The following is a 12463-nucleotide window of genomic DNA, read 5'->3' on the forward strand; positions in this document are numbered from 1 at the left end:
TTCCTGAGCCTTCGGCGACAGCCGTCGCGTGTCCCCCACCAGATCCGTCACGCCAGGATCAACGAGCGACGAACCTTACCGTTTCGGGTCAATAGGAAGTCGCCAACGGCTGCCGCCCGATCCCGGAGGACTGTGCATGGTGACCCTGCGTCAAGAACTAGACGGTCTTGAGCATCTGCAGAACGGCCTCACGCCGCAGACCCGAGGTCGCGCCTTCGAGGCATGGCTGAAGAAGCTCCTGAAGGAAGGGAACCTGGAGCCCAGCACGAGCTATCGCCCAAAGGGCGAGGAGGTCGACGGTTCGTTCGTTCACCGCGACCGCACCTACCTCCTGGAGGCCAAATGGGTCGCAGACCCGATCCCCGCCTCCGCGATCTACGCGTTCAAGGGAAAGGTCGACGGCAAGCCCGTCGGAACCATTGGGGTTTTCGTGTCGATGTCGGGATACAGCGACGATTCGGTCGACGCGCTCCGTTTCGGCAAGGAACTGAACGTCATACTCTTCGACAGGAGGGACGTCGAAGCGTCCCTCGAGCACGGATTCGCCACGGTCCTGGCGTTCAAATTGCGCGCGGCGGCCGCGCAGGGTGAGCTGTTTACCCCGTATATCGCCCCGACCAGCGAGACGCGCCCGCCCACGACGACGCGAGAGGCCGCGACCATTGTCGTCGAGGGCCGAAGCGACGAGATCGTCGTCCGCACGGTGGCCGAGAACCTCGCACGGAACGGCACCGAGGTCCGGGATCTGGAGGTCGTCGTCGCACATGGTGCCATGGGCCTCGCCCACATCGCGGCTGCCGCGCTCCAGGCCCGCGGCGATGACGTCCTCGCCATCGCCGACTCCGACGGCTTCCGGACCGAGATCCCCCATCCGGAGGTGATCGAGGGGAAGAACATCGAGGTGATCATTGTGGACCCGGAGATCGAGATCTGGATGGGCTACACCAAAAGGCGGGGCGAGCGGGTCTCGCCGGCCGAGCTCCACCGCCGCGCGATGGGAATCGACATCTCCCGGTTGGCTGCCGAGAACGAGGAGTTCAGGCGGCTCGTCACATTCCTCCAGGCGTAGCCCGAACAGTTTCCGAAATCAGGAGGCATTCACAAGCCAGTCGGTCCCAAAGTTACCTGTGATGGATCCGGCGACCGCCCGCCTCGCGAAGCCCGGGAAAGGCATCGAAGGTGGGCGGGAAGCGAGTCGAAAATCGCCCTCTTCGGCTGCACCTCTTCCAGGATCCTTCAGGTATTTGCCTGCATGAAGAAACGCTCGACATCCATGGACCTGCTCGTGGTCACACTCGGCCGGGCCCGGCCGCCGCCACCTCGCAGGCCGGCGGGACACCGGCACCCGGTGCCCCGTCGGCCATCGCCGCACCGGCCATGCGCCCGGGCATGGCGTCTGTCAGCGGCGAGTCGTAGCCTGACCGGTCAACCGAACAGACGGGGTGCAAGGGCGCACCCCGGTGCGACAGGCGGATGCACGTGAGCGATGAGCAGCTGCGCAACACCGACCTCGTCCAGGACCGCGAGGTCGCGGCCCTGGACGAGGACAAACTGGCCCACGAGCACATAGCCGACCAGCTGGAACAGCTGGTCACCACCGTCCCGACCCCCACCAACATCGCCCTGTACGGCCCGTGGGGGTCCGGGAAGAGCGGCATCGCGAACCTCCTGGCCAGCCGGTTGCGCGGCCGGTCGGGGTACAACTTCGTGCGGTTCGACGCGTTCAAGTACGCCGAGAACCCGCTGCGCAGGAACTTCATCAGCGCGGTCGCCGGCGGGCTCGGCATCAAGGACAGCGCGTTCCACGCCGACCTCTACACCGGCAGGTCCAGCGCCGCCTTCAGCCTCAGCCGCAGGGACGTATGGCGGCTGATCGGCCTCTTCGTGGGTATGTTCCTCCTCGTCTGCGCCACCGCGCTCGTCATTCCCCTGGCGGCGGCCTTGTTCTCGAGCGGTCCGGTGCTCACCGAGTTCCTCCACCGCGCCCCGGATGCGCTGAGGACCGGTGTGGCGCCGGCCGCGTTGCTGACCGCGCTCATCGTTCTGGTGAACCGGACCTTCACCGTGGAGCGCAAGACCGACGCCGTCAGCAGTGACGAGCAGTTCGAGCAACTGTTCATCGACCTGATCAAGAAGTCGGGCACCGAGCGGCTGGTCGTCTTCGTCGACGAGCTGGACCGGTGCGCGCCCGGCAATGTGGTCGCCGCGCTCAACGCCCTGCGCACCTTCCTCGGCGTCAAGAAGTGCGTCTTCGTGGTCGCCGCGGACCAGCAGGTCCTCGAGGAAGCGCTGACCAAGGCCTCCGAGCAGGCCACACCGGCGGACGCCCGCAACCCCTACTACAGCAGCGGCAGCGGCTACCTGGACAAGGTGTTCCAGTACCAGGTCAGCGTCCCGCCGCTGCTGAGCCAGCGGGTGAGCCACTTCGCCGCCGCCCTGGTGCGGGGCCGACCCGGGGTGTGGGCCGAGGTCGACGTCGACGTGGTCATCAGCATCCTCGTACCGTCCCATATCACCAGCCCGCGGCGCGTCAAGGCGCTCCTCAACACCTTCGTTCTGACCTTCCGGCTCGCCCGGCAGCGCCGGGCGGAGGGCCTCCTCGACTGCGACCTGTCGGCCAGAGCCGACGAGATCGCCCGCCTGGTGTGTCTGCGCGTGGAGTTCCCTCTCTTCGCCCGCGACCTCCTCCTCGACCACGCCCTGCCCGACCACGTCCTCGCCCTGATGAACGACCCGGAAGCCGACCTGGGGCCGTACGTCTCCGAGGACATCCGGGAGATCGCGAGCAAGTACGCCAAGCGGCAGGCCCCCCTCGACCGGCTCCTCGCCGACACCGACGGCGAGGAAGGCGTCGGCGACGACACCGCGGGAGGCCGGTCGGAATCAGCGGCCGGGCCGGTGCAGGCCCGGCACGGCCGCCAGTTGCTGGACTACCTCGAGAGGACCCGCTCCGTACCGTCCCCGGGACGCGACCTGCTGTTCCTTCAGAACAGCGGCAGTGTCTTCGGCCTGCCGGCCGCGCTCGCCGAGACGATCGAGAAGCACGCCCAGAACGGCGCGCTGGCCCAGTTCCGTGCCACGGTCGAGCCGCTCGACGCCGCAGACCGCCGAGCGGTACTCGAACTGCTCACCCAACAGGCCCGCACCGAGCTCGGCGTGGCCGCCGCCAACGTCGCAACGGCGGTACTCCTCCTGTTCACCGACACGGACGCCGACACCGGTCTGGGAGCAGGAGCAGACGCCGCGGTGGAGGCCCTGGCCCCGGTGCTGGCCAGGAACAACGATGTGCTCAGAGCCGAGGTCCTGCCGGGGGCGTGGCGGCTGGCTCTCGCCAGCAGCAGGCCTGCGGCCAGACGACTCCGTGCCACTGTCGTGCAGCACCCCACCTTCCGGACCCAGGCCGAGAACACCGCGTGGCTGCTGCGCGACACCGACCCCGCCCTCGACGCCGACACCGCCCACATCCGCGACCTCGCTTGCCACCACCTCCTCTCGCACCAGGCCTTGGTGCTCACGGCCGTGATGAAGGGCCTCGAGCCCTCGACTGCCGAACGCCTGGCAACGACACTCGCCCCCTCCCTGGGCAAGCAGCTGCGCAAGGCACTCGAGGACCACGGCGCAGCCCAGGCGGCGCTTCCGGTCACCGGTGCCCCCGTCGTAGCGGGAGTTCCCGTACCGGCCCCGCAGGCAGCCGCCCCGGCCGTCTACGATCCCGCTCCCACCCTCGCCGCCCTCGCCGAACTCTTGGGCCACTGGGCCGGCCAGGCTCCTGCAGCAGCGCAGCGGCTTACGGCAGCCATCCTGGACGCCGACCATGCCAAGGGCCGCGACATCGTCGAGGCGCACCTTGCCGGCTCGGGCCGATCAGCGACCCCGCCGTCGCCCGACGCGTCCTGGACAGCGCGGCACAAAGCACTCTCGTCTCCTGGCCGCGGTGGCTCGGCGCGCTCGACCCGCGCCTGCCCATGGCGGAACTGACTGACGCGCTCACCGACGTCCTCGAAAAGCTCTGGGCCAGCACCGCCGCCGACCGGTCGGCCGACGAGGTCCGCGACGCGGCAGCCGCCTACACCGCCCTGGTCGGCGACCAGCTCACGCCGAACCTCGGCCTCACCCCGATCGTGCTTGACGCCCTCCAGGACCCGGTCAACGACGACGAGAGCGCCCAAGCCCACTGGGGGCTCCTCGATCGCGCCAAGACCTTCCTCGGCAGCGGCCTGGTGGACCCGATCGAACTCGCCAGGTACGAGTGCTCCGTCATGACGGACGTCCTCCAACTGGGAGGCGACCAGGCGGCAGCCGACGACCCCCTCCTGTCCTACGTGGCCACCGTCGCCCCCGGCTGCCTCACAGCGTTCGGCCACCGCACCGGCGCCGTCCTGAGCGAGGAGGAGACCGCCGCGATGATCCAGGCCGTCGACGACTGCATGTGGATGCCCGAACCCGAGCACACCGCCCTCAGGCTCGAGACACGGCGCGCGGGGGGCGACCAGCTATCCCGGACCACCTCGCTGCGGGGCCTGCCCGGCGCGGACGCCATGCGCGACCTCTTCGACACCCATGGCACAGCGGCCGGCGTCGCCCTCGCGAACTGGATCGCCCTCGACGAGCCGTCGGGCAGCGACCTGACGACCGCCACCGCACAGGCCCTCCGCGCCACCGTCCCGGCCCCCATGCCGGTGCTGCTGTCCCGAGGTCCGCCGGCGACTGGCCGCACTCCCCACCGCAGAGCAGGCCGCCTTCTGGGGCGCGCTGGTCGGCGACAAGAGGACCTCCCCCACCGATCTCACCGTCCTCACGGGGGCGGGCTTGAGCGACCTCGGCGACCACGAGGCCGCCTCACTCGTCACTGACCGGGCAGCCCAGTGCACCAACAACACCGAGCGCCGCGCGGTCCTCGCACTTTGGGAGGGGGCAGGGATCACCCAGGCGGCCGCTCGCAGGCAGCTGGTCGAGGAGGTCCTGCTCCCGATCCTCGACCCGAGGAACGCCGGTGCCACCGAGCTTGCGCTCGAGTTCCTCCCCCGGCTCGTGGCACCCATCCCGCAAGGGATGAAGAGACAGATCGCCGAAGCCGTGGACCGGGCGACCTCCGCCAGTGACAAGCTCCACAACAAGGCGCTGACCGTCATGACGGGCCTCGGCTACAGCACCACGAGCACCGGTTGGTTCGGCCGGCGCAGGAAGATCCGTACCGATCCGGAGGGCTGACCCTTCCCGACAGAAGACAAGCCGGCAGGGGTGCCCAGCCGTGTGGGCCGCGGGCACCCCTGCCGGCTTGTCCGCGCGGGGAGAAGCGCGCCGGGCCCGCGGCCGGGGACCAGCGGGCACTTCGGCCCTCTCGACGGTGGTCGCGCCGTCTCGTTCCGTCGTACGTCCGGCTACGGCCCGGTGCGGCTCCCGAAGGCAGGCGCAACTGCCGCCCGCCTGCCGCACGGCTCAGACGTGCCGCTCGCACTGATCGGGTGCCACCGCCCCCGCACAGCGACGGTAGCTGGCTGGTCAGGTCAGGCGCTCTGAATGCGGCGGAGGTCGCTCAGTGTCAGCTCCTGAGTCAGCGCCTTGTTTGTGGGATCCCGGGTCCAGTCGAGGATCCGCTTGTCCGGCTTGCCGTAGCCCGCTTGGGCGGTGGTGTTGCTCCCGTCGGTGTCGAGGAGCTGCTGGATGTATGAGGCGAGCTGGGTGGGGCCGCCTCCGCCGTAGCCGATGCCGTAGCCGGAGCGGCTTTCCGGGAGCAGCGACAGGGTCCCGGTGCGGGTGCGGATCCAGAAGAGGTCTCCGCCGTCGACGATGAGGCTGCCGAAGGCGTCCTTCTCGCGGAGGGCGTAGGGCGCGTAGGTGGTGCGCTTCCAGGTCTCGACGTTGCCCGTGACGGTGCGGTAGTGGTGTGCGACGACCGGCATGCCGTACTCGGGGTCGTAGAAGGTCTGGTAGCAGACGCAGCCCGAGCCGGCTACGGCGGACGGACTCTCGGGGTCGTCGTAGACGCAGGGGTGGAACAGTTTGGGGATCGTCTCGCTGCCGACGAGCAGGGTGTGGAGGGCGTTGGGGTCGCACGGTTCCAGGCGGCTCAGCCACTCGCGGGTGTAGCGGGAGTCCCGCTCGATGGGGACAGTACCGTGCAGACCGGACATCGCGGCGCCGAGGCCGGGCTCGGTGTGGACGACGATGTGCTGCCATCCCCGGTCATAGGTCAGTTGCAGTTCGGGCTGCGGCTGGTCGCTCAACACGCTCCTCAGGTCTGTGTGTCGCCCCAGTTCTGGGTCGAGCCAGGGCCGAGGAACACTGCCCCGGCGTAGGGACAGGCAATCGCCGGGTCGACGCGGGGAAGGAATTCTGGCCACTCCGGTCCAGTGGATGGTCTGAAAGACTCATTCATCGATCCGAGCCAGTTGTGCTCGTAGCCGCTCCGCCTCGGCCTCAGCCCGGCGAAGCCGGCGCTCCAGGCCATCGCGAGCCGGGCGTACCGGAGGCTGTTGCGGGACCGCGCCTCGTGGGATGAGCCAGCCCACGGCCTGGTAGGCGGTGATCGTACGGACGTGGACACACGTAGAGCAGGGTTGTTCTGGACGTGGGCTCGGCCAGCCTGCCGCGATCATGCGGCGCATGTACTGACCGTCGAGCGTGTTGAGAAAAGCCTGGTCGGCCTCTGACGCCTGGTCGAACTCCTCGGCCATCTCCCGCACCCTGCCGGGGTCCGCCACGCACGGCCCATGTACGGGCTTCCAGTCGAGGGAGGGCGCTACGAGCTCCGTGCTGTGCCCGCATTCCAGCTCGACTGTCCAGAACGCCTCGGTACGAGGCTCGTCGCGGCGTAGCACGGTCCACACTTCGGCCGTGATCCACTCGGGCGGATCTGCCGTGTCGGGAGGAAAGGCGACTTCCCTGCGGTCCTTCCACGTGGTGATCCTGCGGTAGGGGGCGGGTCCGGATTCGTCGTGTTCGCAGTACAGCTGCCCTGGGGGCAGCGGTTCGCCAAGCCATCCGTTGCCCCACTGGCATTCGTGTGACGCGGTGCGGTCACCGCGCGTCAGCAGCTCGGTGATGCAGCCACAATCCAGTTCGACCCGCCAGCGGTAGCGCTGGTCAGCGTCGGGGGCGAAGAACGGCCACAGTGCGCGGGGAAAACGGCTGCGGCACTCGGCGTTCAGCTTCTCGTACTCGCGTAGGGCGTCTGTACGCCGCCTCGCTCGGCCCGGAAGCCGCCGCTCCACCGCCAAGGGTCGCTCATCTGCTGCGGAATACGCCACGTCAAGTTCCTCATGCCGAGCAATGCGCCGTCGCTCAAGGTAGGCCCCAAGGACCGGCCTCAAAGGTGAAACTCTGCCTCGCTTCGCCCGCAAGAAGGACCTCAACTGCCAGTCTATTGAACGTAGTTAAATAGGACCGGCGATTCCCGGGGCCGACATGCCCCGGGCTCAGGCAGGTCCTGGGGCCGGAAGTCCCTGATTGATCGGAAGCCTCCGTCCAGGGGCCGGGCACGACCGGCTGTGCAGCCGAGGAAATGCGGCGGCCAGGCGTCGGCGTTGGGGAAGGATCGCCCCGCGGTGAGGTGGTCCTCCCTCTGGGGTGCGAACGTCACTTGCGGTGCCCCCGTCCTGAGACACACGGCGTGTCGGGCTTGGGGCTGGGTGGTACGTCTCATGAGTCTCAGCGAATCTTGCTGTACGCGGCGCCCCAGCCAGCCGTGATGCGGTCGCCTCGAGTGAAGACGGCGGTGCCGGTGCGTCCCGCAGACGGGTCGTCAGGCCGCGGCACCGGGTACGGGACATCGACGGCTGTGCCGGTACTTGGGTGCTGCTCGGTGGTGGCGCCGTTCCAGGTGATCACGGTGGCTGACCGCGGTACTCGGACGTGTGCGTGGTCGATGTGGAGGGTGATCTCCGTGCCGGTCGTGCGGTTGGCGAGGAGTGTGCTGTACTCGGCTGAGCTGAGGCGGCAGGTGCTGGGCGGAGTCGTGCCGGGCCAGTCGGGTGAGTCGATGCCGCGGGCCCGGGCGGCTTTCCACATGTCGGGGACCAACTGCTGGGTGTGTGCGGGGGTGGCCATCTGTTCGCAGATCCACAGCAGGCGGCCGGCACCGCGGGTGGGGGCGAGGGTGCGCCAGCGGATCCGGCCGGCGAGGTCGGCGGCGACGGTGGCGATCCAGGGGTGGACGGTGGTGAGGGGGCCTTGGGCGCCGAGCCAGGCGAGGTAGCGCTGGGCGTCGTCGAGGACGGGTGTCATGGAGTCGGCGGGGATACCGCGGATGTAAGCGGGCCGGCCCCGGAAGGCTCGAGGTGCGTGGGCGACGAGGAGCAGGACGGCGCGGGCGAGGTCGCCTGCGGCGGGCTGCCACTCGTTCTCGTCGTCCTCGTTTTGATCCGCGTCGGGTTGGCTGAGGGTGCGCAGGACGTTGTAGAGCTCGGCCTTGGCCCGGTCGGTGAAGGGGGCCTGTTCGAGGGTGGGCAGGCGGGTGGCGAGGGTGGTGATGAGCAGGTCTTCCGCGGCGTCCGGGTCGGTGGGGACGGGAAGGTGCGCGGTGGCGTCGGCGAGGGTGGAGGCGAGGTCGGCGTCGACCATGAAGCGGCTGGTGAGGCGGCCGAGTTCGGTGGCTTCGATGCGGTCGTCGCCGCCGTCGGGGTCGGGGGTGCGGATGAGGTAGCCGGTGTCGGTGAGGAAGTCGGCAGCGTCATGGAGGGGGTCGAAGGGGTGGTGGCCCTGGTGGAAGGCGAAGGTGCCCTCCCACCAGCGTTCGGCGTCGGCGATGGTGTGGATGCGCAGCTGGACGGCTTCGGCGAGCAGGTGGTCGGGCAGGCGGTCGCGGATACGGGAGGTGACGGTGTACCCGGCGGCGAGGCGGGCCTGCCAGTGGTGGCGCTCGCTGGGGGCGGTGAGCAGGTAGGCGTGGCCTTCGCGCTCGCCGGCGCCGATGCGTCCGGCGCGGCCGAACATCTGCTGGACCATGGACACTTCGATGCGGCTCATGCCGATCTGGGTGTCGCGGACGATGACGGCGCGGGCGGGCAGGTTGACGCCGGCCGCGACGGTGGAAGTGGCGACGAGGACGTCGGCCTCCCGGCTGCGGAAGGCCTGTTCGGCGTCGCGTTTGTGGGGCCAGTCTCGGTAGTGCAGGCGCACTCCGGCCTTGGTGCACAGGCGCTCCACGAGGTCGCTGTCGTCGGCGTCGGCGCCGGTGGTGTGAACGCCGCGGTCGTGGGCGAGGGCGAGGGCGGTGGTGCGCACGGAGCGTTTACTGCCGCAGAACACCAGGACGCTGCCGCCGTCTTGGGTGTGGTGGCGGGCGAGGTCGACGGTGCGGCGGGTGCGGGCGTTGTTGCGGCTCGCCCAGTCGGCGGCGTCCGCCTCCGGGGGCATGGTCGGCAGCTGCCAGGTCAGGCGGGTGGGGCGCCAGGGCGAGCGGACGAGGCGGGCGCCAAGCCAGTCGGCGAGCTGGTCGGCGTTGGCGACGGTGGCGGACAGACCGACGATCCGCACCCGGGCGGCGTCCTCGCGCACCCGGGCGAGGAGCGCTTCGAGGACGGGGCCGCGGGTGGGGTCGCCGAGCAGGTGGATCTCGTCGACGACCAGACAGCCGACCTCCGCGAGGGCGCTGCGCAGGGAGCCGGCGCGGCAGATCGCCTCGAACTTCTCGGTGGTGGCGACCCACAGGTCCGCCTGGCGAATCAGGTCGGCATCGACGGCGGCCTCGCCCGTCAGGCGCACCACCCGCAGCCCGGCGCGGCGCCAGGCGGCGAGGTCACGGTCGAGTTCGTCGGTCAGCGAGCGCTGCGGCACCAGCCAGGCGGCTTTGCGGCCGCGCTGGTGGGCGGCGAGGGCGGCAACCATGCCGATCGCGGTCTTGCCCGCGCCGGTGGGGGCGACGACCATGACGTGCTCGTCGCCTCCGGTGACGGCGGGGACGGCGGCGGCCTGAACCGGGTTGAAGGACGAGTGCGGCAGTAACGCCTTCCACCCTTCGGGGACCAGGTCCTCGATCGGCGTGAACGCCTCCGAGTCGCCAACGGGGAGTTCGTCCAGGGCGTCCCACTGGGCGGCGAACGCGTCCCGGGCCGCGTACGCGGCGGGGCCCGCGGCCGGGGTCGCCGCACCGCCGGTCCAGGCCGCCAGTTCCACCGGGGTTCCCAGGTCGGACAGGGTGGTCACCGCCTCGTCCTCCACCCAGTGCGCGGCGGTGCGCACCCGGGCCCCGAGGCCGCTGAGGGTCTCGCGCAGGGCGTCGAACCGCTCTCCCGCCGGGACGATGACCCGCACGTCGTCGGCGACGCGCAGTGCCGCCTCGGGCACGCTCCAGGCGGGGTCGGTGACTTTGCCCCACCACAGAGCCCGCGTCTCCTGCTCGGCGGGCAGCGGCAGGTCCTCGGGCCACACCGGACCCACCGGAACGGTTGCGGGTTCCGGGAAGGGACGGGGCAGACGGATTTCGGTGACGCTCACGCCGGGCCCGTCCGGGCACGGGCCGGTGTCGAGGCCGGCCACCAGCCGCACCGCGGCGCTGACCGTCACTGCGGGGGCGGTCCCCGCGCGGCGGGACACGGGGACGATGGGTGCCGCGGGTGCGGGGTGCAGGAGTTTGTCGTAGGTCTTCACCCCGAGGTCGGCGAGCGTGAACGCCGCCGGGCAGGCGGGGCAGACCACGGCGACGTAGCGGTACTGGCGGCCCCCGGACTCGTAGGGGCGGCGCAGCGAGTGCAGCGCAGTGGCGCATGCGGGGCACGGGCGAGGCAGCTGTTCCTGCCAGGTCCAGCCGGGTTCGGTGAACCGCTGCTGCAGCCCCGCGGCGGGCAGGTCGCTGCCCCACTTGTCGCGGATCAGTTGGGGGACCGTCAGGTCGTTTGTGCCGGTGTCTGTTTCGTGCACGGTGCTCACTGTGCCACCGGCGAGGGGGACTGCGGAGGGCTTTGCCGTGACGAGGCAGCGGGGGCCGTGGGCGGGCATGCGGGGTTTCCGTTCACCAGGTGTGCTGCGCGGCTGGGCGGCTGTCCGGCTGTCCGGCGGGGTCGATCGTCGTCGGGTGGGGCCCGGGTGGTGGGTCGGTGGGCAGGCGGGCGCGGATGTGGGCGCGGTGGAGAAAGGGGTCGAAGGGTTCCCACTCGGTGACGGCGGTGTCGGCGGCGATGCTGTGGTCGTGAATCGGGCAGCGTTGTCGGCACCAGCGCAGTTAGACGGCGTAGGGCAGGTCGCTGAGGTAGTGGACGGCCATGTCGGCGGGCAGCAGGTGCGCGGCGAGGTGCCTGGGCGAGGTGGTGGCGGGGTCGACGGGCATGAGGGTCCAGCGGCCTTCGCCCGGGTCGGTGGCGGGGTTGCGGCAGCCGTCGCGGGTGCGGGTCTGGGCGACGCAGCGGATGGCGGGCAGCGGCCTGGGGGCGAGGTAGTGGGTGTGGAGCATGTGGACGATCGGGCGCTGCGGCCCTGCGGGTTCGGCCTCGGTGGGACAGGTGGCGGTCGGGGTGGCGGGGGGTGGGGGTTCGGGGGCGAAGCCGAGGTCGGTGAGGCGGCGGGTGCGCACGGCCAAGGCACGGCGCAGTGCGGCTAGGGCGGGGGTGGTGGGGCCGGTATGGGGTGCGGTGGCGGGGCACATGGCGGTGCGGGCGATGCGGCACCAGAAGGAGTCACCATCTCCGGGGTGGGCGAGGCCGGAGGCGAGGTGCCAGCGCTGGGGTGGGGGGATGTCGCTGGCGGGGAGTTCGGCAGGGTGGAGGGGGACGGGGCTGCCGTCGGCGCGGTAGCACCATTCGACACGGTTGCCGCACCACCGGCAGGCGGAGGCGGCGGCGGAGCGCAGCAGGCGGGTGGGGCTGGCGGGATCGATGCGCAGGGTCCGGGTGGTGGCGGGGCCTTTGCGGGTGCCGTCCCAGTTGAAGCCGGGGGTGCAGGGGGTGGAGGCCATGGCGGGGACCGTCGCACCGGGCGTAGTCGGATGTCGGGGTGGCGGCGCGGTCGTGTCACCCGCGAGGAGGGGGCAGGTCGCCGTCCAGCGCGCACGGGGTGCGTGTGTTCGAGTGCGGTTGCCCGTTCGGGTGGTTGTCGCGGCGGGCGAGGGCAAGGCGGGTGTCAGGCACCGGAGGGGGTGTGGTCGTCGCAGAGGCGGGCGGTGAGGTCGCCCAGCGGGAGGTCGCCCAGCGGGAGGTCGCCCAGCGGGAGGTCGCCCAGCGGGAGGTCGAAGGCGTGGGCGATGGCGTGCCAGGTGGCGAGGGTGCCGATGGTGCGGCCCTGCTCGATTTCGATGAGGGTGCGGCGGGACAGGCCGCTGTGCTCGGCGAGTTGGTCGTAGGTCCAGCCGCGTCCGGCTCGCAGGCGCGCGAGTTCGAGGCGCAGCGCGGCGAGGTTGGGGTCGGGCGGCGGGGTGATCACTGTGCTATCGCACGGTGCAGACCCCTGCCCTGTCAGTGCAGACCTCTGCCTTATTTCGCCCCCTTTCGCCGCTGTCCCGGCAGGGCGGGGCTCTGCACTAGGGTGTCCG

General features: G+C 70.7%; 9 protein-coding genes. 4 read left to right on the forward strand and 5 right to left on the reverse strand.

Annotated elements, in window-relative coordinates:
- Positions 1-136: 136 nt before the first annotated feature.
- The 4 genes from ACFV4P_RS33920 (at position 137) to ACFV4P_RS33935 (ending at position 5211) form a co-directional block, all read left to right on the forward strand.
- Positions 137-1069: a restriction endonuclease gene (locus ACFV4P_RS33920; RefSeq protein WP_380477335.1), complete on the forward strand. Its 933-nt coding sequence runs from the start codon at positions 137-139 to the stop codon at positions 1067-1069.
- A gap of 410 nt (positions 1070-1479) precedes the next feature.
- Complete coding sequence (locus ACFV4P_RS33925) at positions 1480-3978, forward strand: P-loop NTPase fold protein (RefSeq protein ID WP_380477336.1); 2499 nt, start codon at positions 1480-1482, stop codon at positions 3976-3978.
- Positions 3966-4853 (forward strand): hypothetical protein, encoded by an 888-nt coding sequence (locus ACFV4P_RS33930; RefSeq protein ID WP_380477337.1) that lies wholly within the window; start codon positions 3966-3968, stop codon positions 4851-4853. Before ACFV4P_RS33925 ends, ACFV4P_RS33930 begins: the two co-directional genes overlap by 13 nt.
- Positions 4810-5211 (forward strand): hypothetical protein, encoded by a 402-nt coding sequence (locus tag ACFV4P_RS33935; RefSeq protein WP_380477338.1) that lies wholly within the window; start codon positions 4810-4812, stop codon positions 5209-5211. The genes ACFV4P_RS33930 and ACFV4P_RS33935 overlap by 44 nt, the downstream gene beginning before the upstream one ends.
- A gap of 296 nt (positions 5212-5507) precedes the next feature.
- Here ACFV4P_RS33935 and ACFV4P_RS33940 read toward each other — a convergent pair whose 3' ends face one another.
- The 5 genes from ACFV4P_RS33940 to ACFV4P_RS33960 all read right to left on the reverse strand — a co-directional run bounded on the left by ACFV4P_RS33940 (position 5508) and on the right by ACFV4P_RS33960 (position 12354).
- Complete coding sequence (locus ACFV4P_RS33940; protein WP_380477339.1) at positions 5508-6227, reverse strand: hypothetical protein; 720 nt, start codon at positions 6225-6227, stop codon at positions 5508-5510.
- Between the two features lie 144 nt (positions 6228-6371).
- Positions 6372-7250: a hypothetical protein gene (locus ACFV4P_RS33945; RefSeq protein ID WP_380477340.1), complete on the reverse strand. Its 879-nt coding sequence runs from the start codon at positions 7248-7250 to the stop codon at positions 6372-6374.
- Positions 7251-7650: 400 nt separating this feature from the next.
- Positions 7651-10860 (reverse strand): DEAD/DEAH box helicase, encoded by a 3210-nt coding sequence (locus ACFV4P_RS33950; protein WP_380477341.1) that lies wholly within the window; start codon positions 10858-10860, stop codon positions 7651-7653.
- 301 nt (positions 10861-11161) lie between these two features.
- Entirely contained in the window at positions 11162-11890 is a 729-nt protein-coding gene (locus ACFV4P_RS33955) for a DUF6083 domain-containing protein (protein ID WP_380477342.1), read from the reverse strand.
- Between the two features lie 164 nt (positions 11891-12054).
- Positions 12055-12354, reverse strand: a complete 300-nt coding sequence (locus ACFV4P_RS33960; protein WP_380477343.1) for a helix-turn-helix transcriptional regulator — start codon at positions 12352-12354, stop codon at positions 12055-12057.
- Positions 12355-12463 lie beyond the last annotated feature (109 nt).

This window comes from Kitasatospora sp. NPDC059795 (assembly GCF_042732175.1).
GTDB lineage: Bacteria > Actinomycetota > Actinomycetes > Streptomycetales > Streptomycetaceae > Kitasatospora.